At 57.1% G+C, this 26,430-nt stretch carries 23 protein-coding genes and 1 tRNA gene; 16 read left to right on the forward strand and 8 right to left on the reverse strand.

Annotated features, from left to right (window positions below):
* Window positions 1–5: 5 nt before the first annotated feature.
* Window positions 6–710, reverse strand: a complete 705-nt coding sequence (locus J7447_RS07215; RefSeq protein WP_209169173.1) for an OmpA family protein — start codon at window positions 708–710, stop codon at window positions 6–8.
* Window positions 711–1,071: 361 nt separating this feature from the next.
* Here J7447_RS07215 and tssI point away from each other — a divergent pair, with 361 nt between their 5' ends.
* The 11 genes from tssI to J7447_RS07270 are packed head-to-tail and all read left to right on the forward strand — an operon-like array spanning window position 1,072 to window position 17,632.
* Window positions 1,072–2,934, forward strand: coding sequence for a type VI secretion system tip protein TssI/VgrG (gene tssI, locus J7447_RS07220; RefSeq protein ID WP_145903415.1), 1,863 nt, complete (start codon window positions 1,072–1,074; stop codon window positions 2,932–2,934).
* A 51-nt stretch (window positions 2,935–2,985) separates the two neighbouring features.
* Window positions 2,986–3,582 (forward strand): hypothetical protein, encoded by a 597-nt coding sequence (locus J7447_RS07225; RefSeq protein ID WP_139314123.1) that lies wholly within the window; start codon window positions 2,986–2,988, stop codon window positions 3,580–3,582.
* Between the two features lie 21 nt (window positions 3,583–3,603).
* Entirely contained in the window at window positions 3,604–5,325 is a 1,722-nt protein-coding gene (gene tagH / locus J7447_RS07230) for a type VI secretion system-associated FHA domain protein TagH (protein ID WP_209169174.1), read from the forward strand.
* Between the two features lie 58 nt (window positions 5,326–5,383).
* Complete coding sequence (tssK, locus tag J7447_RS07235) at window positions 5,384–6,718, forward strand: type VI secretion system baseplate subunit TssK (RefSeq protein ID WP_055654006.1); 1,335 nt, start codon at window positions 5,384–5,386, stop codon at window positions 6,716–6,718.
* Window positions 6,718–8,337, forward strand: coding sequence for a type IVB secretion system protein IcmH/DotU (gene icmH / locus J7447_RS07240; RefSeq protein WP_209169175.1), 1,620 nt, complete (start codon window positions 6,718–6,720; stop codon window positions 8,335–8,337). Before tssK ends, icmH begins: the two co-directional genes overlap by 1 nt.
* 33 nt (window positions 8,338–8,370) lie before the next feature.
* Window positions 8,371–12,024, forward strand: coding sequence for a type VI secretion system membrane subunit TssM (gene tssM, locus J7447_RS07245; protein WP_055654010.1), 3,654 nt, complete (start codon window positions 8,371–8,373; stop codon window positions 12,022–12,024).
* 1 nt (window position 12,025) lies between these two features.
* The gene (gene tagF, locus J7447_RS07250) at window positions 12,026–12,700 is read left to right on the forward strand and encodes a type VI secretion system-associated protein TagF (RefSeq protein WP_209169176.1); all 675 of its coding nucleotides are present in this window, start codon (window positions 12,026–12,028) and stop codon (window positions 12,698–12,700) included.
* Window positions 12,697–13,461: a PP2C family serine/threonine-protein phosphatase gene (locus tag J7447_RS07255; RefSeq protein ID WP_209169177.1), complete on the forward strand. Its 765-nt coding sequence runs from the start codon at window positions 12,697–12,699 to the stop codon at window positions 13,459–13,461. The genes tagF and J7447_RS07255 overlap by 4 nt, the downstream gene beginning before the upstream one ends.
* Window positions 13,461–15,440, forward strand: a complete 1,980-nt coding sequence (locus J7447_RS07260) for a serine/threonine-protein kinase (RefSeq protein WP_077292978.1) — start codon at window positions 13,461–13,463, stop codon at window positions 15,438–15,440. The genes J7447_RS07255 and J7447_RS07260 overlap by 1 nt, the downstream gene beginning before the upstream one ends.
* 39 nt (window positions 15,441–15,479) lie before the next feature.
* Window positions 15,480–15,902: a biopolymer transporter ExbD gene (locus tag J7447_RS07265; RefSeq protein ID WP_055654016.1), complete on the forward strand. Its 423-nt coding sequence runs from the start codon at window positions 15,480–15,482 to the stop codon at window positions 15,900–15,902.
* Window positions 15,899–17,632, forward strand: coding sequence for a hypothetical protein (locus J7447_RS07270; protein WP_209169178.1), 1,734 nt, complete (start codon window positions 15,899–15,901; stop codon window positions 17,630–17,632). Before J7447_RS07265 ends, J7447_RS07270 begins: the two co-directional genes overlap by 4 nt.
* On the opposite strand, the gene J7447_RS07275 is transcribed toward J7447_RS07270, so the two are convergent.
* The 3 genes from J7447_RS07275 to J7447_RS07285 form a co-directional block, all read right to left on the reverse strand.
* The gene (locus J7447_RS07275; RefSeq protein ID WP_022999352.1) at window positions 17,624–18,295 is read right to left on the reverse strand and encodes a MotA/TolQ/ExbB proton channel family protein; all 672 of its coding nucleotides are present in this window, start codon (window positions 18,293–18,295) and stop codon (window positions 17,624–17,626) included. The two genes, J7447_RS07270 and J7447_RS07275, sit on opposite strands and share 9 nt — an antisense overlap.
* 35 nt (window positions 18,296–18,330) lie before the next feature.
* Window positions 18,331–18,687 (reverse strand): hypothetical protein, encoded by a 357-nt coding sequence (locus tag J7447_RS07280; protein ID WP_022999351.1) that lies wholly within the window; start codon window positions 18,685–18,687, stop codon window positions 18,331–18,333.
* A gap of 141 nt (window positions 18,688–18,828) precedes the next feature.
* A complete protein-coding gene (locus J7447_RS07285) occupies window positions 18,829–19,287 on the reverse strand; it encodes a DUF1036 domain-containing protein (protein ID WP_082444406.1) in 459 nt (152 codons plus the stop codon).
* Between the two features lie 145 nt (window positions 19,288–19,432).
* Here J7447_RS07285 and J7447_RS07290 point away from each other — a divergent pair, with 145 nt between their 5' ends.
* Window positions 19,433–19,858, forward strand: a complete 426-nt coding sequence (locus tag J7447_RS07290; protein WP_209169179.1) for a biopolymer transporter ExbD — start codon at window positions 19,433–19,435, stop codon at window positions 19,856–19,858.
* A gap of 129 nt (window positions 19,859–19,987) precedes the next feature.
* Here the strand turns inward: J7447_RS07290 and J7447_RS07295 are convergent, their stop codons facing one another.
* Window positions 19,988–21,553, reverse strand: a complete 1,566-nt coding sequence (locus J7447_RS07295; RefSeq protein WP_209169180.1) for a caspase family protein — start codon at window positions 21,551–21,553, stop codon at window positions 19,988–19,990.
* 476 nt (window positions 21,554–22,029) lie between these two features.
* Between J7447_RS07295 and J7447_RS07300 the strand changes: the two genes are divergently transcribed.
* On the forward strand, window positions 22,030–22,884 hold the full coding sequence (locus J7447_RS07300; protein WP_209169181.1) for a hypothetical protein: 855 nt from the start codon (window positions 22,030–22,032) through the stop codon (window positions 22,882–22,884).
* A gap of 54 nt (window positions 22,885–22,938) precedes the next feature.
* Here J7447_RS07300 and J7447_RS07305 read toward each other — a convergent pair.
* A tRNA-Glu gene (locus J7447_RS07305) sits at window positions 22,939–23,014 on the reverse strand.
* Between the two features lie 125 nt (window positions 23,015–23,139).
* The gene (locus J7447_RS07310; RefSeq protein ID WP_022999346.1) at window positions 23,140–23,580 is read right to left on the reverse strand and encodes a VOC family protein; all 441 of its coding nucleotides are present in this window, start codon (window positions 23,578–23,580) and stop codon (window positions 23,140–23,142) included.
* Between the two features lie 54 nt (window positions 23,581–23,634).
* Between J7447_RS07310 and J7447_RS07315 the strand changes: the two genes are divergently transcribed.
* The 3 genes from J7447_RS07315 (at window position 23,635) to J7447_RS07325 (ending at window position 25,787) form a co-directional block, all read left to right on the forward strand.
* Window positions 23,635–24,396, forward strand: coding sequence for a Sir2 family NAD-dependent protein deacetylase (locus J7447_RS07315; RefSeq protein ID WP_209169182.1), 762 nt, complete (start codon window positions 23,635–23,637; stop codon window positions 24,394–24,396).
* A 154-nt stretch (window positions 24,397–24,550) separates the two neighbouring features.
* Window positions 24,551–25,132, forward strand: a complete 582-nt coding sequence (locus tag J7447_RS07320) for a cold-shock protein (protein ID WP_209169183.1) — start codon at window positions 24,551–24,553, stop codon at window positions 25,130–25,132.
* Between the two features lie 169 nt (window positions 25,133–25,301).
* On the forward strand, window positions 25,302–25,787 hold the full coding sequence (locus J7447_RS07325) for a DUF192 domain-containing protein (protein ID WP_055654032.1): 486 nt from the start codon (window positions 25,302–25,304) through the stop codon (window positions 25,785–25,787).
* 36 nt (window positions 25,788–25,823) lie between these two features.
* Here J7447_RS07325 and J7447_RS07330 read toward each other — a convergent pair whose 3' ends face one another.
* Complete coding sequence (locus J7447_RS07330) at window positions 25,824–26,351, reverse strand: hypothetical protein (RefSeq protein ID WP_206906376.1); 528 nt, start codon at window positions 26,349–26,351, stop codon at window positions 25,824–25,826.
* Window positions 26,352–26,430 lie beyond the last annotated feature (79 nt).

A 26,430-nucleotide genomic window follows, 5' to 3' on the forward strand; every position in this document is an offset into this window, starting at 1 on the left:
AATTATTACTGCTCGAGTACCAGCTTGCTTTCAACGCGGCGGTTTGCCGGATCGTTGACATCCGCAACCTTCGGCCGGGATTCGCCGTAGGCAACAGTTTTCAGCCGGTCCCGGCTGACGCCGAGGTTGACCAGATACTGCGTAACCGCCTGCGCACGGTCTTCGGAAAGACGCTGGTTGTAGTTGGTCGAGCCAATTCCGTCGGTATGGCCTTCGATCACGAATGTGGCTTTGGCCAGGTCGGGATCATTGATGCCCTTGGCAAACTCACGAAGGTTGGCCTGTGCGGACGTGCTGAGCTTGGCCGATGCATATTCGAACGAAACCAGCAGGTTGAAGGCAGCGTCGATGGCGTTGGTTTCCGGATCGACCACAAGGGTCTGTTCCGTTTCACCACCTTCGGTCTTTGCGCCGTCCTGGGAGACTGCGACCTGGCCGCCTTCCTCCGGTTTGGCGTTCGGATTACATTCGTCGCGAGTACCGATGCAAAGAGCTCGCGTTCCGCCAGCCGGCTTCAGTGAACGCGTTTTCAGTTGCTTGAAGTGCTTGCTGACTTCATCGGCCGAATAAGTGGCGTCCTGGGCAAATGCCGGAGCGGCTCCAAGTGCCGGCAAGGCAATGGCAAGAGAAACGGAAGCAGCCAGGAGGGCGCGGCGAAGGCCGGTCCGAGCGGCATTGTTCCGGTCGAGCGAAAATACAGTAGGGGTCACGATTTCAATCCTCCCTTGTGGAGTGTTCAAAAGCGATGTCGCTTTGGGCTTCGAAATGGATCGTGCCATATGGATAAGAATAATAGTGTGGCGAAAGTCACTAAAGTGCGATTTGATGTCAGTATGTCGTTTTATCGGCAATAAGCAAGAGGAGAGCTGTTGGGGTGACGTCGGTGAGCAGGGTTGGTATTTAAAAGCAGCAGGCGGTGTTTTTTAGCCGCACTTGGGGAAGGGGCAAGTGCCTCCTCCTTCACAAAAGAGTTTGAAGTTCAAAGTATTTGCATCAAGTGTGTTCTTGAGCACACTATTTTTGCCGGAAACGCCTTAGTGTCTGAAACGTGGTAGCCGCCAGGCTGCCTTTTTGCAGAAAACCGCGTTATTTCCGAGGAGATCTTTCGTGGCCGAAGGACAACTTAAACAAGCTAACCGAATGGCCGAGCTGACATCGGTCTTTGGCAAGGATGAGCTTTCCGTTGTCACCATCGAGTGCGACGAGGGGCTCAGCGAAGATTTTGAGATCAGGCTTGAGGTTCTGAGTCAGAAAGAGGATCTGAATTTCGACCAGGCCATAGCGACTTCCATGACGGTGAAGGTTGTCACCAACAATGGTGATACGCGGCATTTCGACGGTCTTCTGACCGATGCGAAATGGATGGGCTATCGCGATTCCTATTACATCTACAAATTGACGCTACGCCCGTGGTTCTGGCTGCTCACCAAGAATTCAAATTGTCGAATTTTCAAGGACATGTCCGCGCCTGACATCATTAAGCAAGTCCTGGGGGAGCATGACTTCGCCGATTTCCAGGATAAGCTGACTGAGGCCTATGATCCGATTCATTACTGCGTCCAGTACAGGGAATCGGATTACGATTTCTGCTGCCGGTTGATGGAAGAATTCGGAATTTCCTATTTCTTCGAGCACAAGGACGGCAAGCACGTCATGATTCTGGCGGACGCCAAATCGTCCTACAGCCCGATCGTGGGTGACAGCTCCATTCCCTACATTGCTCTTGGCGGCGACAGTCAAAGGAATACGGAGCATCTTTACCATTGGATTCCGACGCGCAAGTTTCGGACCGGCAAGTTTGCAGTCAATGATTATGATTTCGAGAAACCGAGTGCGCTGCTGGAAGCAGAGCGTGATGCAGGTACTCAATATCGAGCCGGGTCTCTGGAAAATTATGACTATCCGGGAAGGTACACCGAAAAAGACAAGGGCAGCACTTTCAGCAAGATTCGTATGGAAGCCGAACAGGCTGCGGACAAGCGAATTGAAGCAGCCGGCGAAGTGCCGCGGTTCTTTGCAGGAGGGCTGTTCGCGTTAGTCAAACATCCACACAGTCCGCAGAACGCGGAGCACCTGATCGTGCGTGCAAGCCATCGGATCATCACCGAGGCATATCGATCCGGTGGTGGTGGGGCCCAGGGAGAAGCCTATACCGGGACATATGACGTTCTGCCTGCCAGTATAACGTACCGCACACCGGCCATCACCCGCAAACCGCGAATACCAGGCCCGCAAACGGCAAAAGTCGTGGGGCAAGGCGAAATCGATGTGGACGAATACGGTCAGATCCTGGTCGCCTTTCACTGGGACCGCGACAAGACTGCGTCTCGGCGGGTTCGTGTGGCGCAAGTGTGGTCAGGCAAGAACTGGGGCGGCATCTATATCCCGCGTGTCGGCCAGGAAGTGATTGTTCAGTTCCTGGAAGGCGATCCGGATCAACCGATCATCGTCGGCACAGTCTACAATGCGGAAAACATGCCGCCTTATTCTCTGCCAGGCGAGAAAAACAAAGCCGGCATCAAGTCGGATTCAACGGTAGGCGGCGGCGGTTACAACGAGTTCGTGCTCGATGACACCAAAGGGAATGAGCTTGTTGGGGTTCATGCCCAAAAGGACATGGAGACCGTCATCGAGAATAACGAAATGCTGCATGTCAAAAACTGCCGCGAGACCCAGATCGACGTTGACCGAACGGAATCGGTTGGCCGAAACACGACCGAAGATATCGGCATGAACTGGAAGGTAACTGCCGGAACGAAGATCGAGTTTATCTGCGGCGCCAGCAAAATCACCATGACGCCTGCCTCGATCAAGATCGAGTCGGTGAAAATCGATATCGTGGCTTCGGGCATGCTCAACGCCAAGGGTACAATGACCAATGTGACAGGCAGTGCGTTGCTGAAACTCAAGGGCGGCCTTGTACTGATCAATTGATGCTGCGGTTCTTGAACGAATGCGGCCAAGAGAAAAAACGGAGTAGAGCAGATGGGATCACGTATCCGCTTTACAAAGGCTAGACAGGTATTTGAAACTTTTCCGGAGTTGTCGGAAACGGTAAGCGAACCGGCCACGGATATCGCTCCGGACGCCTATGCTCTGGAATTGCAGAAAAGCGAGGCACCGCTGTCGGCGATTGCCTATTTCGCTCATATCCTGCCGAAACGGGAATCGGTCTGGTGGGGCATGAATTGCGTTGCGGGTCTGGATCAGGCCAAGAACGAGGATGACCGGCAGGTTCTTAAACTCAGCGAGACCTGGGTCCGCGAGGGGGATGAAGATGCCCGTGTTGCGGTTCACGCTGCGGCTGAGGCCGCCAAGAAGGACAGCGCGTCCGTCTGGATCGGTCTTGCTGCAGGCTGGTCTGGCGGATCCCTTTCGCCCAGCCCCGAGCACCGGGTGGACATGCCTGACGACCTGACGGCCAAGGCCGTGAATACAGCTGTGTTGATTGCGCTTGGAACACTTGAGCCTGCCAAACGGGATGAGGCTCTGAAATCTTGCCTGTCTGCCGGGCTGTCCTTCGCCGGAGGTGGGATGATGCCCGCGGTGACTGTCGGCGGCCCTTCGTCAGCCTTTTCCTAAGCGCAAAGAGGAAATGTGGGAATGCGCATAACGCTCCAGATTGAAAATGTTGACCGGTTGGAGACCGGCGGTCAGCTGTCCTACAGCTGTGCCGACCGAGGCTTCGACATTGGTCGGCACGAACATCTGGACTGGAGTCTACCCGATCCCCAGCGGGTGATTTCCGGCAAACATTGCGAAGTGCGCTTTGAAAGCGGGAATTTCGTTCTTTACGACTATTCGACAAACGGCACTTTCCTTAATGGCAGCCAGACCCGCATGGACAAGGCACATGTGCTGCGCTCCGGCGATCGGCTGATGATTGGCGATTACATCATTGTCGTATCGCTGGAAGCCGGATCCGGGCAGCCGGCCATGTCCGCAGCACCAGTCGCCGCCGCTGCTCCGCAGCCTTGGGACGCACCTCAAACTTCGTCTATGTCCGGTGGTGGCTCCTCCTGGCCTACGGGACCAGGACCGGCGGGCGCGGCTCCTGGTCACTACCCAATGGAAAATCAGGGTGGGCCCTGGGCTACACCGGGAGCGGGCATGGAAGGGCGACACGCTCCGCCTTCCTCCAATCCAGGCGTAGGCACGCCGGCAGATGATGTCTGGAGCCAGCAAGGACACGGTTGGGGTACGGCGGATCCTTCGCTGTACGATCCGAATGCGCACATCGGCGAACGGGAAGCGCCTCGACCGGCCCAAGCAGACCCGCTGGATCATCTTGCCCAGCAACCGCATCTTCAATCTGCCGGAGCCGCACCCGCAGAGCCGCTTTTTGGATTTCCGGAACCTGTAGCTCAATCTCCGTTTCCGGCGCTGTCTGAAAACCCGGCGCAGGAAAGTGCTGAGCCGCTTTTCCAGATGCCGGATCTTCAACCAGAGGCACCAACCCAGCAACCGGCGGCCGAATCTGCTCCGCCACCTGCTGGAGAGCCCACAGCGTCGCCGTTTCCCGAAGCGCCTGTCTGGAGCGCGCCAGAGGCAGAGGAAACACAGCCGGCAACGGTCCAGGAACCACAGCCTGAACAACCAGCTCCAGTGGAGCAAGCTGCTCCTGCGGCCATGCCTGTTGTTGCCCCGCAAGAACCAGCGAAGGCAGACACAGCGGCGGTTGCAAAGGTCGATATTGAGCCGGCTAATAATCCGGCGACCAATGTTGATTTCATCAAGGCCTTCGCCGAAGGAGCCGGTATCCCGGCTGCAACGCTAGCCGGCCGCGATCCGGAAGAATTTGCCAGGGAAGTCGGGGCCATATTGCAAGGCATCACCGGCGACTTGATGGGTCTTTTGCAGGCACGCAGTCAGGTGAAAGCCATGACCCGGAACGCCAACCGCACACTGATCATGCGTAGCGGGAACAATGCCCTGAAGTTTTCGCCGACACCGCAAATGGCATTGCAGACGATGCTGGCCCCAGGAGCGGAAGAAAACGGGTATTTGCCGATTTCAAAGGCCATGCAGGCTGCTTTCAAGGACATCCAGAAACATCATGTCTGGACCTATGCAGCCATGCAGAAGGCTGCAGGAAGATTTGAAGAAAAGCTTTCCCCCAAGGCGATCGAATCAGAAGGCCAGGTCGCCAAGAGTACATTCGGTAACCAGAAGGCCAAGCTATGGGAGCGGATTCAGGAACGCTGGAGTTCCTTGTCCGGTTCGTACGACGATGGCGTGGTCGGGCTTTTCACGCAATACTTTACCGAAGGTTATGAAGAATTGAGCAGTGACGATCCGGAGCAGAGCTCCGGACTGATGAATTAAGACCTTTGCCAGTTTTAAGAGCGCGAAGGCGCGAAAGTGTTAAGGGAGCAGTACCTTTATGTCGTGGTATAGCAAGGTTGCATGGACCGAAGGCTTGTTTCTGCGGCCTCATCATCTCCAGCAGAGCGACCGGTACGCGGAGCATATGCTGGACGAACGAGTCCGTTTTGCCTCTCCCTATCCCTGGGGCTTTTCCGAGCTGGAAATAGATCAGGACGTAGGACAGCAATGCCGGTTCGCGCTTCGCTATGGCCGAGGCATATTCTCCGACGGAACGGTGTTCAACTTCCCGGCAGACGGCACACCGCCGCCTGCAATCGACGTTCCGGAGGACGCGGCAGGACAAATCGTCTGGCTGGGAATTCCCGAGACGACCGTCAATGCAGTGGAAGTCGCCAATGGCCGCGACGATGCCGCTACGAGATATATTCAGGGCAGGGAGACGATCATCGATTCCACCTCCACCATCCGCCAGGAGGAGGAGATCGATGTTGCGCATCCGCGCCTGCAGTATTCGATTCGCTCGACACCCCATCCCGGTCAGGTCTGCCTGCCGGTCGCCCGTATCACGGAAATCAAGGATCGCATTGTCATAACCGATGGTTCCTTTGCGCCGCCGGTACTTGCCTGTCATGTGCATCCGGTCGTCACCGGCTGGATTGACTCCGTCATTGGCTGGGTGGAGCGCAAACTGAGCGAACTGGCGCGTTACGCCGCCGATACGTCCGCCGGAGGCGGATTGCAGAATTTCGATTATCTGACGTTGCAGCTGCTCAACCGCACTTATCCTTTGCTGATGCACCTGCGCAAATCGGCTTATGTGCATCCGGAGCGGCTGTACATACTGTTCCTGCAGCTGGCGGGGGAGCTTGCAACGTTCGCAACGGAAGAGCGCCGAGCGCGCAACTATCCCGTTTATGACCACGACAAGCTGCATGATATCTTCAAGCCGGTCCTGGCCGACATACAGGCGTTCCTGTCGGCCGGTTATGACCGGCGGGCAATCCGCTTGCCTCTGGAACAACTGGCGCCGAATGCGTTCAAGTCGACCATCGTCGATCGCAACCTGTTCTCGCAGGCGGGCTTTGTCATCGAAGTGGCTGCCCGCAGGCCTTTGACGGAAATTCAGAACGAGTTTCCAAGGCTCTTCAAGGTTGGCCCCTTCGGTCAGATGCGCCAGATCGTCTACTCCAACCTGCCGGGTATTCCGCTGATCCACATGCCGGTACCACCGGCACAGATCCGGGCTCTCACGGACCGTGTCTACTTCCGGCTGGACAAGACGACCCCGCTTTGGCGCGAATTTAGCCAGGACTCGGCGATCGGGCTGCAATTCTCCGGCAACTGGCCGGATCTGCAGCTTGAGTTCTATGCCGTCCGGGAGGGCCGCTGATGTCGGACAATGACGATCCCTTTGGCGTTTCCAAACGCAAGGGAAAGACAATTGTAATGCCCAATCCGGGCGGGCGATGGAGCGAAGGCCAGCCAGGACAACCCGGGCAGCCGCCTCAGCAACCTGCGCCGCCGCCACAACAGGTTCCCGGTCAGGCGCCTCCTGGACACGCAGCTCCGCCACCGCCACAAAATCCGCCTTCCGGTGGCTCGGATCCATGGCAAAGCGGGGGAGGCGGCGGAGGACGTGATCCTTACGCTCCAACGCCAGCCGGGTATGAGTATGGCCAGCAGCAGGCGCCGGATCTCAGAACCCCACCAGGCGGTTACCAGGCACCGCAAGGCGCTGCGCCACAGCCGGCGGCCGCACCTGCGCAAGGTGCCGGTAAACTGGCGCATATGCCGGACATCAACCAGATACGCGTTGCCAATCGAAATCCGATTTCCCGTGCTGCTGCCCCGTTGCTTCTGCTTCTGGGCCGGCTTCACCTGACAATGACGGACGCCCAGTTCGACCAGTTGATGCGCGATGTCTACAGTGCCATCAAGACGTTCGAGAAAGAATTGCGGAGCGCCGGAATCACGGACGACCAGATCCGTTCCGCCGCCTATGCGCTCTGTGCGACATCAGACGATATCGTGCAGAACCTGCCGTCTGCCGGACGTCACCAATGGACGCAATATTCCATGCTGACCCAGTTCTTCGGTCAGGCAACCGGCGGTGTCGAGTTCTATCAGCTACTGGAGAAGGCAAAGCAGGATCCCGGTCGGAACTACGGTGTTCTGGAGGTCATGCATTCCTGTCTGTCACTCGGCTTTTACGGCAAGTACCGTGCGATCCAGGGTGGCCAGCAGGGTCTTGAGCGTGAACGACGCGACCTGCATGAAATTCTGCGTCGTGTTCGCCCGCGGCCTGGAGACGATCTCTCTCCCCATTGGCGTGGCCTGGAACTCCTGCAAAAGCGGGCAGGGTTCTCGGTACCGATCTGGTCGGTCGCGGCCGTTGCAGGCGCATTGCTTCTTGGGGGCTACGTCACCTTGATGCTTCTTCTGTCGAGCGGAAGCGAAGTTGTCGCTGGACGCGCAAGTGCGCTTTACCCGTCAGGCCCGATTGAACTGGCGCGCGAAGGCTACCAACCCAAACCGCCACCCGCGCCACCACCACCGGAAGATGCGGCGATCGATACTGTCTCCGCTCAGCTGGCAGGTATCGATGGCCTGGAAATTTCGCAGGCGGGACCGGCAATCATGTTGCGCATGCGCGCGCAGTTCGACGTCGCAGCTGCCACGCTGCGTCCTGAATTCCAGCTTCTTGTCGAGCAGGTCAGCCAGACCCTCGACCAGGTGGAAGGTGAAATTCTGGTCGTCGGCCATACGGACAGCGACCCGATCCGCAATAATCCGCGGTTCCCGACCAACTGGCACCTGTCCGTTGAAAGGGCAAAGGCAGTTGCCGCTGTCATGGAATCAGTCCTCCAAACACCAGGGCGGGTGCAGGTGGAAGGACGTGGCGCCGACGAGCCGATCGCTCCCAATACAAGCAGGGAAGGCAAGGCGCTCAACAGACGTGTGGAAGTCTTCCTGAAACCACCGGCCAAAGGGCTGGTGATCAACAACTGATATCCGGGGCAACCGCAGAACAAGGCTGTATCTATGAAATTCTGGCTCGGAATAACGGCAATCGTCATCGGCATACTCGCCCTGATCGGTCTGATCTGGTTTGGCGGGCCGTTCCTGTCGATCGCCGGTGTGAGGCCCTTCGAACCTCTCTGGGTAAGGTTGTCGCTGGTTGCGCTTGTCCTTCTGACCGTTGGCGGCTGGACCGGCTACCGGATCTACAAGCGCGTCAAGGCCAACCGGGAACTCGAGAGTGAGATCCTGCAACCCAAGGCAAGTGATGCCGACTTGCAGATCATGTCGGAGCGCATGAAGGACGCTCTGAAGACGCTCAAGACGTCCAGCGGAAACGCGCGCACCTATCTTTACGACTTGCCCTGGTACCTGATGATCGGCCCTCCGGGCGCCGGCAAGACCACGGCTTTGATGCACTCCGGTTTGAAGTTTGCCGGTTCGCGCGCAAAGGGAGAGGCCCAGAAGCTGGAGGGCCTCGGCGGAACCCGGTATTGCGACTGGTGGTTTGCTGAAACGGCTGTGCTGATCGATACGGCAGGGCGTTACACAACGCAGGATTCCGACGAAGAGCATGACCGCGAAGCCTGGCACGGGTTCCTCAATATTCTGCGCAAGGCCCGTCCGCGTCAGCCGATCAACGGCGTCATGGTGTCGATCAGTCTTGAAGACCTGATGACGCTGTCTGACGATGAGTTGAAACAGCATTCCGATGCGATCCGCACGCGCTTGATCGAACTTTACAAGACCTTGAAAATCGATTTTCCGGTCTATGTGATCTTCACCAAGGCCGACACGGTTGCGGGCTTCATGGAGTTTTTCGGCTCCTATCCCGAAACCCGTCGCAACCTGGTCTGGGGAGCGACCTTCCAGACCCGCGAAAAAACCAAGAACATGGTGTCGGAAGCGCCCGCCGAGTTTGATCTTCTGGTGGAGCGTCTCAACGAGGAAATGGCGGACCGTCTTCAGGAAGAACCGGATCCGCGCGCCCGGCTGATGCTCTATGGCTTCCCGACACAGGTCGCTGCTCTGAAGGACCGTCTGACCGGTTTCCTCAATGCGATTTTCGAACCGAGCCGGTATTATCCGAATGCTGTTCTGCGCGGTTTCTATTTTACCTCCGGCACCCAAAAAGGCACGGCCATCGACAGGGTCATCGGCTCAATGAGCCAGGCCTTCGGGACAGCCTATCAGGCGGCCGCTCTATCCGGTCAGGGCAAGAGCTACTTCCTGCGTGATCTTCTTTCCAAGGTGATTATCGGAGAAGCCGGCTGGGTAACCCATAACCGGCAGGCCGTCAGAGTTGCGACCGCAACCCGCATTGCGGCTTACGCAGCCATTGCGCTCGTGACCCTGGGCCTCGGCAGCTTGTGGGGGATCAGTTATCTCAACAACAAGGCCTTGATTGACGAAACCGCCAAGGCTGTGGACACGGTGCGCGTAAACGGCGAAACCGTTTTGGCGGAGCGGGTTGTACGTGACGACAATCTGGCGGATACCGCCTACATCCTGTCGATGTTGCGGAGCTTGCCGGCCGGTTACGACAGCCGCGATACGCCAACGCCTGTCATGGAACAGTTCGGCCTCAGTCAGCGCGACCGTCTGGAAGCAGCTGGCGTGACGTCCTACAGAAGTGGTCTTGAAAGGTTGTTGCGACCGCGTTTGCTCTTGAGGATCGAAGAGCAGATGACCGAGGTGCTTGACAATCGCACCGGTCCGGGCGGACAGGACGTCGATACGCTGTACAATCTGGCAAAGCTGTACCGCATGGTGGCGGGTGATGCGCCGGAGATCGACAAGGAGCAGATCAAGAATTCGTTCCGTGCCGACTTCCTGCAAAGCTTCCCTGGACCTCAGGGCGAGATCTTGCGCAATGAGCTCAACAACCACGTTGCCGCGATGCTCGATCTCGATTTCGGTGGCAACGTCCTGACCGATCAGCTGGACGGCATTCTGGTTGCCGAGGTCCAGCGAGAGCTCGGACGTGTCAGCCTGGCCGAGCGTGGGTATGCGCTTCTCAAGTCTCGTGCCAAGGGTCTTGCCAGCGAAGACTGGATTGCAGAACAACGTGGCGGCTCCGACATGGAGACCGTTTTCGAAACGGAGAATGGCGACACGTTGGACACGGTCGCGGTCGACAAGTTCTTCACCTATCCGGGCTTCCACCTTTCCGTTCTGCCGAACCTTGCCGGCATTCGTGAAGAACTGGAACGGGACAAGTGGGTGTTTGGAGACGTCGGGGAAGCCGATGCCTTTTCCGATCAATATCAGTCGCTTCCCGGCGAGATCCTGGCGCTTTACACCAAGGATTTCATCGAGGCCTGGGAAGAGGCGCTCGGCAACTTGAAATTCAAGTCGATGCGCAACGACAAGCCGCTTTACACGACGCTTCAGGCCGTCTCGGCACCAACATCACCCGTCGTGCAGCTTCTTGAGAGCATTCGGCGCGAAACCCTGCTCACCCAGGATCTGTCGAGTGAAGGCCTTGCCGGAAACCTGACAGGCGGCAATGCGCAAGATGCCGGCACTGACGCTGCACAAAAGATCTTCCAGCGCTACGTGCTGGATTCGTCCGGTGGATTGAAACGTATCGGCCTTGAAGCCGGACTTCAGGCAATCGCACCGGGAGGTTTGTCCAATGCGCTTGGAACGGCCGCTGGTGGCGGAGGTCCAACCATTATTCCGGGCAAGGCGATCGAGGATCACTTCCGTCCTTACCATGTACTTGTGGAAGGCGAGAACAGCCGCAAGATCGATGCCTTGCTGCTGAACTTCAAGAACATCCTCGACAATCTTCTGATCGTGGCCAACAACCCGCTGCAGAGCGAAACGGCAAATTCCAACGTGCAGATTCAGGCGTCTCTGCTGAGAAGCAACGCGACGCGTTTCCCGCCGCCCTTCGATAAACTGATTATCCAGGCTGCGAAGGAATTTGACGAGGAGTTCAAGGAAACCTCGATCACTCAGCTGAATGAGAAGCTGAGCACCCAGGTTGTTGGTGAATGCCGCAGGATCGTCGCCCGGAACTACCCGTTTGAAAACGGTCGCTCCGAAGTGCCGATGACGGAATTTGCCAAACTGTTCGCACCGACGGGAATCATGCAGCGGTTTTTCGATGAAAACCTGAAGCCGCTAGTCGATACCTCGACGCGCCCCTGGAACTGGAAGCCTGAAGTGTCTCAGGCGGACCGTCTGTCGAACGCAACGCTTCGGCAGTTCGAACGTGCAGACCTGATCAAGCAGGCCTTCTTCCCGACAGGAAACGCGTTTCCGTCCGTCGGACTTCAGGTGGTTCCGCGCGCCCTGTCTCAGCAGGCTGACGCGGCCAGCCTGGAAGTGAACGGCAATCTCGTACTGGTGACGCGTGGTCCCGGCTTCAATGCGGAAATCGAACCGTTGCCGGCCAATTTTGATTGGCCCAGCAACACGGCTACCCCGCGCGTTGTACTGGTGATTCAGCCGGAAGTGCCTGGCTACAGATCTCGTCGTGAAATCCATGGAGATTGGGCCTTCTATCGTTTCGTTCGCGATAACAGGGTCAGTTCCGGTCAGAACAAGTTCGTCGTGCGCGAAACGCTTGGCGGCAGACAGGTTGCCTTCACGGTGACACTGAGAACGAATCCGAACCCGTTCTTCCTGTCTGCAGTCGGCGATTTCAGTTGCCCTACGAGCTTCTAGAATGGGAACCGGTTATTTCGGCAAACTGCCGGCACGAGCGGATTTTGTCATCGGGCAATGCCCTGCCGGCTTTCTGAAAAGCTGGGAGGCCTTCCTGATGACCGGACTGGCTCAATCCCGTCTGGATCTGGGCGCGGGGTGGGAGGAAGCCTTCATGACAATGCCGGTGTGGCGATTCTGGCTATTGCACAATTCAGAGGGTGACGAACCTGTTCAGGCCGTCGCCGGTGCTTTCATGCCAAATGTCGACAAGGTCGGCCGGACCTTTCCATTGACACTTGTCTGCGACATCCGACTGGAAACGCAGAATGATCGGCCGGAAGAGACCTGGTACGACCGTGCCGAGATAATCTTGCGCGACACCTTGCAGGAAGATGCCAGCCTGGAAGACTTCCAAAAGGCTGTTGCAGGTCTGGAATCGCCAATTGCGGTGGAGGCAAGCGGCAAGAAGGGCAGGGATGCCGAATTACCGACGATGCCAGGAACGGATGTTCTGTCATCCGAATTCTGGTGCCGTGCAGGAGAAGTGGGTTTTGAGTTTTCGTGTGCAGGGCTGCCGGACGCAAGCGCCTTTCAATGGCTGCTGCTCCCGGAAACCTACGCCGGTTCGGAAACTCGACAGGACGTGGCAGGGAATAGTCATGGGCGATTTTATCCGGAGGATCATCGAACATGATCGAACAAATGGAAGCCTCTATGCGTGGCTTTGCGATTGGACTGACCCATGTAGGCAGGGTTCGGCAGCAAAATGAGGACACGTTCTACGTTGACGAGGGCAAGGGCGTTTTCGCAGTGATGGACGGAGCGGGAGGCATGCATGACGGTGCGATGGCGTCCAGTCTCGTGCGTGAGGCCCTTGCCAGTATCGCGCAACCGCGCAGTGCGGAAGACCTTCTGGAGCAATTCGAAAGCAGGTTGATTACTGCAAAGGACCGGATCGAACAGGCCGCAGCCAAGGCGAACGGAGCTGCCATGGGCACGACGATTGCCGCGCTTCTGATTTCCGGATCGAACTTTGCATGCCTTTGGGCAGGCGACAGCCGCGTCTACCGTCTGCGCAATGGCCGTCTTGAACAATTGACGACAGATCATACCGAGGCGCAGGAACTGGTGGACCAGAACGTGCTGACGCCTGAAGAAGCAAGGACGTTCGCCCGCAGGCATGTCATCACCAGGGCGATCGGATCCGGGATTGAGCTTGAACTCGAACTGGTTTCCGGAAATCTGCGTCAGGGGGATAGGTTTCTTCTGTGTTCGGATGGCTTGACCGGGCATCTGGACGATAGTGTGATTGGTACTTTCCTGATGAACGGCGCGCCGAAGCCGACGGCACAGTGTCTTATCAATGGAGCCCTCGAAGAGGGCGGTTCGGATAACGTGACTGTCGTGATTGTCGATATCGATGCAATGTCTGCGCGCGAAGGAGTTCGCAACTGATGAACGTTGGTGCCCACCTGCTGCCTGCCGGAACCCGGCTCAACAATCTCTATGAGATTGAAGAACATATTGCCGATGGCGGTATCGGGACGGTTTACAAGGCAAGGGACGTGGAAAGCGGGGATCCGGTTGCCGTCAAGGTCCTTCTCGCGACCTTCTCGCGCGACCCGATGATCCTGGATCTGTTCAAGCGGGAAGCGAAAATCCTTCGCAAACTCAAACACGACGCACTGACCCAGTACTACGTGTTCGCGAAGGAACCTACGCTCGGGATTTATTACCTGGCGATGGAGTTCGTCAGTGGCCCTTCATTGAGCACGCGCCTTGAATCCGGTCCGCTGGAACCGGAGGCGGTGGCACGGTTGATCAAGCGTCTGGCTGAAGCCCTGCAGGCGGTTCACGACCGGGAAGTGATCCACCGGGATCTTTCGCCGGACAACGTCATTCTCCAGAACGGAGATGTCGCGCAGGCCAAAATCATCGATTTCGGTATTTCGCGGGCAAACACGGGCGGGCCGACCATTATCGGTGACGGCTTTGCAGGCAAGGTCAATTATGTTTCGCCAGAACAGGTCGGCATTTTCGATGCCAAGGTGACGGCGCGCAGCGACATCTATTCGCTTGGCCTGGTCATTGCGGAAGCCCTGACCGGCAAACAGATCGACATGGGCGGCACGCAGGTGCAGATCGTCGACAAACGACGGCAGACGCCTCCCTTGGAAGGTATCGACAATCGTTTCCGTCCGTTGCTGGAGGCCATGTTACAGCCCGACCCGGCAAACCGTCCGGCCAGCATGAAGGAGATTGCGGACTGGACGCTAGGTGCTCCGATGGGGCGGCAGGACCAGGACCGCACGATCATTCGGCCATCTTCTGCGCCACCGCCGGAACAATCCGCACTGGATCAGCCGCCGCCTCAGGCAAACTGGGGCAAGCGCATTCTGGTCGCCTTGTCGCTGCTCGGTTTCGCCGGTGTCGGTGCCGGGGGTGTCTATTTCCTGGTCGGTCAATCCGTGCCCGAGCAGGACCAGAAACCTGTGCTCGTAGCACCGCCACGACCGAATGCGCCGGACGCACCGTCGCAGCAGACGAATGTGACACAACAAACGCAGACGCCAACGACCCAGCAACCGGCAACGCAGCAACCAGTGTCCCAGCAGCCAACTGAAACGCAAACAACTGCACTTCAGTCGCCTTCAACACAAACGCCGGAAACGCAGGCGCCGACGACGCCGGACAACACCGTGCCGACAATTCCGACCACGCCTCCAGAGGAGACCGTCGACACGAAACCGGAACCGACCGAAACCGTTACCCGGCCACCGGTGGCAACCGATCCGCAAGAGACGCCTGAAAACGTGACCCCTGAAGACCGGATCCGGAACTTCGTGAGCAGTTACCAGGCGGGCGATTGCATGTACTTGCAGCCGATAGAGATCGCGAGCCGTTCCGCAGAGATTGAGGGATTTGCTTCCAGGACGCCGCCATTCATCAGTTTCGACAGCGACTTCACCCAGTCACAGGGGTTTGAAGCGAAGATCCAGGTCAACCTGGTGAGCGATGCGCAATGTCCGGCGATAGCTTTTCTGAGAGGAACACCACAGGGAAACGCCAAGACCGAACTGCGTCTCGACATGCAGCGGACGGTCGTGCCGAACGGTAGCAACATGGCCGGACGCATTTCCGGTTATGAACCATCAACGGGTGGGCTCGGGCTTATATTCGTCAACAGCAAGGGGGAGACGGTCAATCTGTCCCCATATCTGCAGACGGACGACCGGGGCGCCGGTTTCGTTGTGCCGCTGACCTTGAAAACGTCTACTGAAGAAACCGGCCTGATCATTGCCATGGTGGGCCCGGACATAACCAAGACGCTTTCTGAGCGCCGCGAAAACGATCCGGAAGACTATTTCGAAAAGCTGATGCAGGATGGTCCGGTCTTGCGGGCAACGGCAACCACGGTCAAAGTGGTGCCCTGACCGGGAAGAGACCTGGCGCAGCGGATATTCTGGCCAACCATGAAACGCTACACCAAACCGATCCATTTGCAGGAGCTGAAACCGCACCGGCGTGCGGACAGCTCCCTTGCATTGATCAACGTGGTGTTCCTGCTGCTGCTGTTTCTACTGGTATCCGGAACGCTGCGGCCGCCCTTGCCTGAAGGGTTCGACTGGGCGGAAACGCAACAGAACGATGGCAGCGGCAAACTGGAAGGCAGTCTTGTGCTGGACAGGGCAGGGACTGTCTGGTTCGACGGTGAAGTTCTGGCTTACGACGACCTGGGCCCATTTCTTGAAGCTCGGCAATCCGACAGGCCCCACATGGTGGTTCAGGTCGACAAGCGAACCAGAATGGAAGCCGTTTCCGCACTTGCCGACAGATTGAAAGCTGGCGGTGTGAAACGCCTGACACTGATGACTGTTGAGGCAGGTGCACCTTGACCGTTGTCGCCTATAACCAGGACCGGCAATGGGATATCCCGGGGTACGTCTGGCCGGCTGTTCTGGGCGTTTCGGTTGCCTTGCATGTTTCCGCGCTGATCTACGGCCTGCCAGCGTTGCCTTGGACGGAAGAAGCCCCCTTGCCACCGGTCGAGACCGAAGTGATCCTGGAAAGTGGTGGTCTGCCATTTGAAGATCTGGCAAGTGTCGAAACTGAAATCACACAACCGCTCGAACCGGACACTCCCTTGCCCGTCGAGACTTCTATGCCAGTGGAAACGGTTGTCAATTCCGAGACTGCGGAGATCCTGGAGCCGGTATTGTCTGAGCCGGTGGTCACCGAAAGCCCAGTCAATACACTGGTTGAAGCCGTGCCGGTAACCGTTCTGGATCAATCGCTTTCCGACGACACGCCTATCATTGAAGCGCAAGAAGTCAGCCCCGTCGAAACAAGCCCGGTCACCGCAACGCCGCCGGAGCAGCTTCAGGTGACTCAGCCTTCTGTTGTTCCGCAAACCGCCTCCACCGTTGTCGCCGCCACGCCTGTACCGGATGCCGTTGTCGCTGTGACGCCCGTCGCGCCAAGCGTTGTTGCCGGATCTGAAGTCACTCTTTCCGGTGCCGAAGTCCCTGCCACGGTGGAAGTGGTGCCTTCGGTAGCGGTTGCAACGGATATCGGTGAGGTTGCCGCCGCAGGTGAGACGCAGACAATCGTTTCGGCTGTGCAGGAAAGTCCTGTTCTGGCTCCGCTCGCAGTCGACCAGACACCTGCCGAACCCACTGGCAACGAAATCGTGTCTGAGGTCTTTGTTCCACAAACGCAGCCTTCCGTTGAAAGCCCGGGCATTGTTGCACCCGATACCAGCGTAACTGTCGATCCGGTGGTTACTGCGGAGGTGGATGCGGTATTGCCAGCGGAACAACAGGTTGCTGCCCTGCAGCCCACGGAAACGGAAACGCCCGAGCTAGCGCCCAATGCCTCGGTCTCTTCAACGGTCCCCGCAACGCAGCCTCAAGGGGAGTTGACAGAAAACGTGCCGCCCGTCGCGGTCGCTTCCATAGATCCACTGGCAAAGGTGTCGGACTATGTTGCCGGTTACAAGTTCGGTGAATGCACACATATGTCTGTTCTTGCAGCTGGTGCGGACACCGCGGAAGTTACGGCCTTTGGCGCAGGCATAGCGCCTTTCGCTATCTTCGATCAGCGCTTCAAGGCGGATCAGGGTTTCGAGGCAAAGATCGAAGTCCGACTGGTGACGCGCAGGCAATGCGCCTTGCTGGATGCCCTTGGCGTTTCTGAAGGCATTGAAGCTGCCGGTCTGGTCGAATTGGACCGGACGGTTGTGCGCAGCGGAACCCCTGTTTCAGGAGTGATTCAGCGTGACTTGCCGATCGAGCGGATTGCAAGCGCGGAACAGTCGGGACTGGATCTCAGCGGCAAGGGGCCACCTGAACTGTACCTGATTGATGATGCCGGGCAGATCCATGACGGCCGGGAGTTTCTTCTGCCTGCATCGAACAGTCAGACTGCAGGCGGCTGGCGCTTCAAGGTGCCGGTGACGATGATTGCCAGCGACAAGAGTGACGAGACAGCGCTCGTGCTCGCAATCTGGAACCGACCTTCAGAGCGGCAGCCTTCTCGATTCGGACGGCTTCCTGCCGAACGGGTGGCCGAGATACTGGCAGAGCCTGGGGTCTATTCGCTGACGGCGTTCAAGGTGTCACGCTGAGGGTTGCGATGATGAAGCACCGGCAGTGAAGACGCCGGTGAGGAGAACTTCCAGCGCGGCCCGTTCCTTTTCCAGCCTCGTTTCGAACCAGGTGACGGCAATTGATACCGGCATTGCAACGGCAAGGCCGCAGGCAGTTGTCAGGAGCGCTACCCAGATGCCACCGGCAAGCGTGGCAGGATTGGCGGACGCACCCGATTCCTGAAGTGTCTGGAACGTTTCGATCATCCCGAGAACCGTGCCGAACAGGCCGAGCAAGGGCGAAATCTGCGTCACCAGATCAAGCGCCTTCAGCCAACTGGCGAGGCCGAAGAGACGGTCGGCAGCCCTGGCTGAAATTTCCTCACGTAGTCGTTCTTCCCTGATGTCGCGCACCTGAGAGGACAGGGGCTGCTGATCCAGCATCTGGATGGCGTCCATGGCGCTGCGCACCAGTGCACCCGACAAGGACCTGTCCTTCAAAAGGTTTTGCGCGGCTTTGGTGCGTTCACCACTTCGCCATTGCGTGACAGCCTGTCGAACAAGTCCGTGACGGCCAACACGGGCCGTGGAGAATTGAACGGTCTTGGCGAGGATGACTGCAAGCGCTGCAACGGAAATTGCGAGCAGGATGAGCACGACCGGCCCGCCAAGCTCCAGAAGGGAGGAAGATGTCTCGACCATGCGAAAGACGCTCCATCAGACGTTCAAGGGTAGGGTCAATCGCCGAATTCGATGGGTGTACGATTGCTCAGGTCCAGCAGATCCGGGCAATAGACATCGGTAATACTGGAAGGCACACAATTCATGACGTCGTTGATGTGAAGCCGCGAAAGGCTGTCGCATGCCTTCCCGGCAAGATCGAACTGCAGGATCTTGGTTTTACCGGCGGATATGCGGGAGAACTGAAGACGCAGAAACTGATCCACCAGGCCGTCCTTGTTGAAGGCAACCATTTCCAGGCCGAGCTTGTCCATGGGGCGTTCAAGGCCATTGGTCGCGATGATCGAAAGGCGGCAGCCGCCGTCCGCTGTCGGTTGCAACTGGTTGAGTTCGAGGCTGATTTTACCCGTCACTTGCTGTGCCTGTGCGGGTGCCGTCAAAATGGCAACTGCAATCGCTATAAAAACTCTTTGAACCAATATCCGCATCTTGTTCCCCCGGTTAATGCGTCAATGAATGTTGGAAAGGATTGTGAATGCCGGTCTTTGCCGTTCCTAATCGTAAGACAGTAGGACCGTCCAATCCTGTTTTCCCTCGGTTTCGACCTGAAAGAAATCTGCTTCGATCAGCCCGCGTTGCCAGCACTGATCGCCATCGAAAAGAACGAATTTTTCCTCGCGAATACAAAGCGTGATATCGCCTCCAAGACGGCTTTCGCCAAAACCGTCTGCCACGTGCAGATAGTAGCGTGCTTTCTCGAGAGGTTCCTGCAGCACCTGGCTGCAGGCGTTGGCAGTGATTGTCCACCAGCCTTCAGTCCGCATGCCTTCGTCCGTTTCATAGCCGATCGCGACGTTCACGAGATCAACGGACCCGTTGCAAACACGCAGGCCCGCGTGAGCAGCAGAGGTCGACAAAATTCCAGACAGCGCCACCGCCCCGAATAACGCGATCCCGCGTAACCCGATCCGGCGTCTTTGCCTAACCTTGCCGCTGTCGCGGTCCGTTTTCATGGTCGTGTTTCCAGTTTGCCAACCTGCTAAATACGCTAAGGAATTGCGAACCCGCGGTCAATTTAGGAAAGTCGATTGAGCTGAAGTCCTATTTCGGCGAAACTCGATTTTCGGAATGACCTGAAGACCCGGGATGGCCTGAGCCATGATCTCCATCGAAACACCGCTTGCAAGGCGAAAGCGCATTCCGCTGACACCTCTGATCGATGTGATCTTCATTCTGATCATGTTCTTTCTTTTGTCTTCCACATTTGGTGTCTGGCGGCCGCTGGAAGTTGCGCTTGGTGGTGGTGCGCCGGCAGGGGGGGCAGAGGCACAATCGAACGCCAGCGTTCCCGCTGTCCTGATCGTCGTGAAGTCTGTTCCCGGTGAAGATCTGTCTGCCGTGACTGTCAACGGGAATGCACTACCACTTGCGGGATTGGCAGAGGAACTGAACCGGTTGGCAGAAGCTGGTGCCAGGGATGCTGTTCTTTTGCCTGACAAGGGAACCGATTTTCAGCAGGTCGTGCGGATTCTGGACGAAGCCCGAACCTCAAAGCTGACAAGCGTTCGGCTGCATCTCGACTGACAGGAACACAAGGCGTTCCCGCAATGCAAACGAACCGTTCGTACGCAAAACCCCATCTGTGGCTACAAAAACGGCCCGGTTTTCAAGACCGGGCCGTTCTGGTTTGGCATGTGATTACAAGTCGGTTGATCAGCGACCGATTGCACCGCCGATGATGCCACCCACAACGCCACCGATGAAAGCGGCTCCAGCCGGGTTGATGCCACCACCATTGTTGTTGTTGTTCGCACGGCGAGTGGTGGTGTTGTTGGTGCGGCGCGTGGAAGTCGCACTGCGAGAAGCGCTGGCAGCCGCTTGCTGCTTGCGGTTCACTTCAGCCTGGTAAACCGAATACTGCGTTGCCGTTTGTGAGGTCAGCAAGGCGTATTGGGCGGCGGTGAAGTAACCCGTGGCGACGATGCCGTTGGCAGCCTGCCATGCACTCACACCGGCGCGGGTCTTCGGACCGAAGGCTCCATCCGGGCGGCCGACATCCTGACCAGCCAGGTTCAGGCGGGTCTGAACTTCGCGGCGGGCAGTACGGTTCCAGCCGAGTGAAGCTTCGGTTGCCTCAGTACCCGGAACGGCCTTTTGCGGGTCCGGCAGGGTAGCCACAACGCCTGTCGTGCTGGCGGCAGGAGCCGTTGCTGCACCCGGGACGACAGTCGGATTGACCGAAGCAACCTGGCTGCCGGCTTCGAGCCGCTTGATGGAATTGCGCGCAAAGTCCGCGAAGAGGCCTGAAGGGTAGGCATCCAGGTAAGCCTTGTAGTCAGCAACGGTGTTGCTGGACTTGGCAGTTTCCCAGATGAGCTTCTCACGTTCCCATGCAATTGCCGACTGGCTGGGGGAGGCCGTTGCTGCATTGTTGACAACCGGCTGCTGCGGAGCGGACGTCGCGGTGTCGCCAAGGGAGGCAACAGTGGTCGTCGCGGCCGGTGCGGCCTGCTTGTTCAGGAACACTTCGCCGATCAGAGATGCATTCACCCACGGGCGCTGCTTCTTTTCCGTCTCTTCATAGACTTCACCGGTAACGCGAGTCATGACGGTCTGGATGGAAGCGTTCGGCGTGTCGATATGTCTGATCAACGCAGAGGTGAAGGGCGAGTTCGCACCGTCGCCGTCCAGGGCAACATCTCCCGGGCTGGTCGCGAATGCGATCACGGAGCCTTCGCCGCCGGTTTCCTGAATCTTGATTTCAGCAAGACCTGCACCAATGCTGCCGGAGCGGCTCGGTCCCATGCGGCGTGCGAGGGTGCGGGCCAGCGGATTGTCGCGGCAGGCATCCAGGAACACCATCTGAACCTTCACGTCCTTGGACATCTGGCGCATGATGAAATCAACGGTAATGGTTTCGAAGTCGAGCGAGGTTTCATCCTCGATCGTGGCGTCAATAGGTACCAGGTGATTCTGACCGGCAACCTGAAGGCCGTGGCCGGCGTAGAAGAGAATGGCGATATCCGCGCCATATGCCTTTTTCGCAAAATCCATGACGGATCTGCGCATTTCGCCATAAGTCTGGTCCTGCCCGGCGACGACTTCGAAGCCGAGGGCCTTGAGTTTGGCAGCCATCTGCTCGGCGTCATTTGCCGGATTAGGAAGTTGTACTGTGTGCTCGTAAGCGCCGTTGCCGAGTACGAGGGCAACGCGCTTAGCCAGTGCCGGAGCCGTCCCTGCGAGAATTATTGCCAGCACGGCGATCATTCGTTTGAACATATCCTGTCCTCTCGTAGATCATGGTTGCCTGTCGGTTGAACCGATCTTTACACGAGGTCTTTGTCCTCTTGAGAGGAACAGGTACCCCGGATGGCACTATGTTTCTGTAATACGCGTCACAGGAACGTCAAATAGAAGAAGCTGTCCCTGCAACCAACTGAATCCGGACCGCAACGGTCCGTTGATGACCCCACTAAAATCAGTTGCAGACTATAGCCAATCCTTTTTTTAAAAACCACTTTTCAACAGACAGTTGCTGCCATTTTTCGAGTTACGTTAACACGAAAGGACGTTAGGGAAGGTGGTAGCGGATTTTTTGCCGGCCACAACTTGAAAACGGACCGGGTTTTTCGACCTGAAAAAACGCTTTGTGACTTGAATCACCGAGTTTGGGAGACTGTCTGGTAATCTGGTTTCATTGCAAATGCGCGTTTTCGCAGGCCCGGTTGAAGCCTGCACTCAGCGGAGAACACATTATGGCCGGAAGAGCAGATATTCTCAAACATATGAGAGCCAAGCATGTCGGCGTATTTCAGTCCGCAGCCCGGCTCTACAACGTTGCGATTCTGGTACGACGGACAAACACAGCATCCCTTGAGCACGTTGGCGAACCCTACGCCACGCCCAAGCGTCTGGATTGCAAGGCAAAGACTGCGGATTTCGATGTTAAGCCCGTCGGAAGCAAGTGTCCGGACGCGCAGCGCAAGAACTTTGCGGGCCTGGTAGTCGATCCAAAAATCGTTGGCGAAAAGGCCTTCAAGGCGAGCAAGATGGCAAAGGTGATCGAGGAATGGGGGGAATTTCAAAAACAGTTGCGACCTGAAATGGCAACCTTCGAACAGCAACGGAAACTGACTTATATTCCGCGTGGAGGCGTTTATTTCGTCGAACGCAATCCAGAAGACCCCTATTTCGGCTGTGTGAAGTTCTCGTCCAGTTCGCTTATCACCGCGGCCAAGTGTGTGCATGGAGACTTCGATCTCTACGGCATCGTCGATATGGACGCTCCTGACCAGCTGATCCGCGTCAGAGAGGATCGCCTGGGTCAGAAGCACACGCGCTCGCCAAAGTTTTTTGACGTGCAGCATTTCGTCAACAACCGGCTCGGCATTGCCATGGTCTTGCACGGATCGCAGGAAACCTATGCGACGGAGCACAAGGATGACGACCTCGACATATTCTTCCCGAGCGGACGGATAGAGTATGCCGGCCCTGCAGCCGCAGATATCGAAGCATTCTACAAGAAGGAATTTCCGGGGCGGACATTGTTCCGCAAGGACGAACCTGCCCTGGATATAAAAGGCAGTTACGTATCGCCAGGTGCACTTTGACCAGTAGCTTACGCCAATGCCAGGTGCCTGCTTCTGAACCGGAAGGGAAGAAGTTGGCACGCCCAACGGGACTCGAACCCGTGTTTCCGCCGTGAAAGGGCGGCGTCCTAGACCGCTAGACGATGGGCGCGCGGTCGACGCGGCTGCGTCGTGGGGAGGCTTATAGGCGGGATTGGAGCAGCCCGCAAGAGCCTTTGCGACAATTTTTTGCAAGCCCGGAATCCCGGGCCTGCGCCTGTTGAAAACTGTCCGGTTTTACCATTCGCCGGTATTGGGCATGGAGGCCCAGGGTTCTTTGATTTCAAGCGCTTCACCCTTTTGAAGCAGCTCGAAGGAGATGTTGTCCGGCGAACGGACGAAGGCCATGCGGCCGTCACGTGGAGGACGGTTGATGGTGACACCTTTGTTCTGCAGGTTCTCGCAGAATTCGTAGATGTTATCGACCTCATACGCGAGATGGCCGAAGTTGCGGCCGCCGGTGTAGGTTTCCGGATCCCAATTGTAGGTCAGCTCCAGAAGCGGCGCAGCGTTTGCCTTTCCGGCTTCGACATCGTCGGATCCGGCGAGGAAGATCAGGGTGAACCGGCCTTTTTCGTTTTCGTAGCGACGGACTTCCGTCATGCCCATCTTGTTGCAATAAAAATCAAGTGAGTCTTCAATGTTGGTCACGCGGACCATCGTGTGCAAATAACGCATGTCCTATCCTTTTCCTCAATCGAGGGATTTTCCAAACGGGCACCGGACCGGCCGATGAAGTGCATTGATACCTTGCCCGAAGCTCAGCGCTTTGTGGCACAGTTCAAGGAAGGTTCCTACCGGCAGATCGTTGCCCTGACCGGGGCGGGGATATCGACGGACTCCGGAATTCCGGATTTCCGTTCACCTGGCGGGATATGGTCCAAACGTCAGCCTGTTCAATACCAGGACTTTGTCGCCGATGAGGATAGCCGCCTGGAAGACTGGGACCGCCGGTTCGAAATGATGGACTATTTCGCAAGAGCGAAGCCTAATGCAGCACATCTGGCCATGACGAGCCTGGCGCAGGCCGGCAAGCTTCATTGCCTCATCACACAAAATGTCGATGGCCTGCACCAGCGAGCTGGGTTTCCGGAAGACCAGCTTGTCGAGATCCATGGCAATTCCACATTCGCAACCTGTCTTTCCTGCGGGGCGCGGGCTGAACTGGAAGCTCAGAAGCCGATTGTTGACGCCGGGCAAAGTCCGAGATGTCCAGATTGCAACGGACTGTTGAAGGCGGCGGTCATAAGTTTCGGGCAGCAGATGCCGGAAATGGAACTGGAGCGGGCAGCGGAGGCTGCTGCTGCTTGCGATCTGTTTCTGGTGTTGGGCTCGTCACTTGTCGTGCATCCAGCTGCACAACTGCCGGCCATCGCCGTTCGTGGCGGTGCAGACCTAGTGATTCTAAACGGCCAGGAAACGCCGCTCGATTCTTACGCGTCAACAGTCATTCGAACGCTTTTAGCTCAAACATTTGCGAGATTTGGCGAATAACCGGCCTGATTTCCGTAAATGGTCTGTGGTTAGTCCGACAATTTCCCTTCTCGCCAGAAAGCACAATGTTATCCTTTTGTTAGGAATCAGCTGGCTGGTGAGTCGAATTTTGCCTTCAGCTTAATGATGCGGACCAGAGACGGGACAAAAGGCTATGGGGGTTAAAACCGCACGGGAGCCCCGCGCACTCGAAACATTGGCGGACGAAGTCGCCGTTGATGTACTCGAGATTGCCGGAACGATTAAGTGGTTCGACGTCGGGAAAGGATATGGCTTCATCGTCCCGGACGACGGCGACGGTGATATCCTTTTGCACGTCACCTGCCTCAGGCGAGACGGGTACCAGACTGCTTATGAAGGCGCGCGGGTTGTTTGCGAAGTACTCGACCGGCCGCGCGGTCTTCAGGCCTTCCGCATCCTGTCGATGGACGAAAGCACCGCGACCCATCCGTCGCAGCTGCCTCCGTCGCGCACCCATGTTCAGGTTGTCCCCGAAAGCGGTTTCGAAAAAGCGACCGTGAAATGGTTCAACCGCGTCAAGGGTTTCGGGTTTCTGACCCAGGGTGAAGGTTCAGAAGACATCTTCATTCACATGGAGACGCTGCGACGTTTCGGCATCACTGAATTGCGTCCCGGCCAGGATGTGCTGGTGCGCTTCGGCGAAGGCCCGAAAGGCCGCATGGCCGCTGAAATCCGTCCGGTCGGGACAGGCACCCACATACCTGCCTCTCACTGACCCCGCTTTCCGTCATTCTGCACATTGACTTGGCCGGACATGTTCCGGCCTTTTTGTTTGTCGACCTTCAGGCAATCTTCTTTGGCAAACGGGAAGTGTTATTCCGGTCTTGCACTTGACTGCCAGTTTCCCAAACCGGTTCTGCCGGGTCTTTCAGGAAGTTTTCAGAATGCGTCCTTTCTTTCTGTGCCTCTCGCTTTTTGCTGCAACACTCTGGATTTCGCTCGCGGGTTCGCCAGGACAGGCGCTGGCACAGGACCCGCAGTTGAACCTGCCGGTGGAAGACCTCGTCATTCGGTCTGGAGACAAGGAACACCAGTTCAAGGCGGAGGTTGCGGCAACGGACCGGCAACGGTCGATGGGATTGATGTTCCGCAAAGAGATGCCGGCGGAACGCGGCATGCTGTTCCTCTTCGAAGGGGAGGGCGACCGTTACTTCTGGATGAAAAACACGCCCCTGCCGCTCGACATCATTTTCATTGACGCAAAGGGTTCCATCGTCAGCATCGCCGACAACACCACGCCTTTTTCCGAAGACGTCATTCCCTCGCTTGGTCCGGCGAAGTACGTGTTCGAAATAAACGCCGGTCTGGCGGAAAAACTCGAAATTTCGGCCGGAGACAAGGTCAGCAGCCCGTCCATGGAGCTGGAGTGAACCCGAGCTGTACCTATTCCAGCCCGCCCGAAAATTCTAAAAACATGAATTATATGCGTTGACCGATGAGGCGGCCAGACTGGCGACCGACAGGACCAGCAGGACGCCTGTTGGTGCAGACACGGCGGTGATTACCGCGGAAGCAGAAAGCTCCATCACCGCACCGATGCACTGAGCCTTCTTTTTGTCCCCGCCTGCAAAGGACACGATAATACCTGTCTTGTTGACGACTGTAGCACTGACAGCAACCATCGCGGCTCCTGGCGATAACCTGGTGACACTTGCTAGATTCGCTGTCTGCTGGAATTGGCTCAAAGCAAAAGATCCCGCGCGAACAGCATTCTTTGTCCGACGGTCGGCAGAGGAGTGTCCAACGGCCATATTGGCTACACCCGCTGCTGTATTCGCTATCGACAGCTTTTTTTGGAAGATTGACGAATCTTCTGCGACGGTGATCAGCAGGTCAAAGGTAGCTTGGTATGCTTGCGGATCCTGAAGTATTTTCTGGGACTCGGATCCACCGAAGTCTTTTAGTGCCTTTGTGAAGTCATCTTTGGTGATCATCTAGTTCTTTTCCTGAAATCTATATCAAAAATTGTAATTGAGCTGATGTAACCGTTTTGGTATTTGAATCAATTGATTG

The sequence above is a fragment of the Labrenzia sp. R5_0 genome (genome assembly GCF_017743835.1).
Classification (GTDB): Bacteria; Pseudomonadota; Alphaproteobacteria; order Rhizobiales; family Stappiaceae; genus Roseibium; species Roseibium algicola.

Coding starts and splice junctions, on each gene's coding strand:
- J7447_RS07295 (WP_209169180.1), bottom strand. CDS start 21,553: ATGTTCAAACGAATGATCGCCGTGCTGGCAATAATTCTCGCAGGGACG.
- tagH (WP_209169174.1), top strand. CDS start 3,604: ATGCGCATAACGCTCCAGATTGAAAATGTTGACCGGTTGGAGACCGGC.
- J7447_RS07320 (WP_209169183.1), top strand. CDS start 24,551: ATGGGGGTTAAAACCGCACGGGAGCCCCGCGCACTCGAAACATTGGCG.
- J7447_RS07325 (WP_055654032.1), top strand. CDS start 25,302: ATGCGTCCTTTCTTTCTGTGCCTCTCGCTTTTTGCTGCAACACTCTGG.
- tssK (WP_055654006.1), top strand. CDS start 5,384: ATGTCGTGGTATAGCAAGGTTGCATGGACCGAAGGCTTGTTTCTGCGG.
- J7447_RS07330 (WP_206906376.1), bottom strand. CDS start 26,351: ATGATCACCAAAGATGACTTCACAAAGGCACTAAAAGACTTCGGTGGA.
- icmH (WP_209169175.1), top strand. CDS start 6,718: ATGTCGGACAATGACGATCCCTTTGGCGTTTCCAAACGCAAGGGAAAG.
- J7447_RS07300 (WP_209169181.1), top strand. CDS start 22,030: ATGGCCGGAAGAGCAGATATTCTCAAACATATGAGAGCCAAGCATGTC.
- J7447_RS07260 (WP_077292978.1), top strand. CDS start 13,461: ATGAACGTTGGTGCCCACCTGCTGCCTGCCGGAACCCGGCTCAACAAT.
- J7447_RS07225 (WP_139314123.1), top strand. CDS start 2,986: ATGGGATCACGTATCCGCTTTACAAAGGCTAGACAGGTATTTGAAACT.
- tagF (WP_209169176.1), top strand. CDS start 12,026: ATGGGAACCGGTTATTTCGGCAAACTGCCGGCACGAGCGGATTTTGTC.
- J7447_RS07290 (WP_209169179.1), top strand. CDS start 19,433: ATGATCTCCATCGAAACACCGCTTGCAAGGCGAAAGCGCATTCCGCTG.
- J7447_RS07255 (WP_209169177.1), top strand. CDS start 12,697: ATGATCGAACAAATGGAAGCCTCTATGCGTGGCTTTGCGATTGGACTG.
- J7447_RS07285 (WP_082444406.1), bottom strand. CDS start 19,287: ATGAAAACGGACCGCGACAGCGGCAAGGTTAGGCAAAGACGCCGGATC.
- J7447_RS07310 (WP_022999346.1), bottom strand. CDS start 23,580: ATGCGTTATTTGCACACGATGGTCCGCGTGACCAACATTGAAGACTCA.
- tssM (WP_055654010.1), top strand. CDS start 8,371: ATGAAATTCTGGCTCGGAATAACGGCAATCGTCATCGGCATACTCGCC.
- J7447_RS07265 (WP_055654016.1), top strand. CDS start 15,480: ATGAAACGCTACACCAAACCGATCCATTTGCAGGAGCTGAAACCGCAC.
- J7447_RS07275 (WP_022999352.1), bottom strand. CDS start 18,295: ATGGTCGAGACATCTTCCTCCCTTCTGGAGCTTGGCGGGCCGGTCGTG.
- J7447_RS07315 (WP_209169182.1), top strand. CDS start 23,635: ATGAAGTGCATTGATACCTTGCCCGAAGCTCAGCGCTTTGTGGCACAG.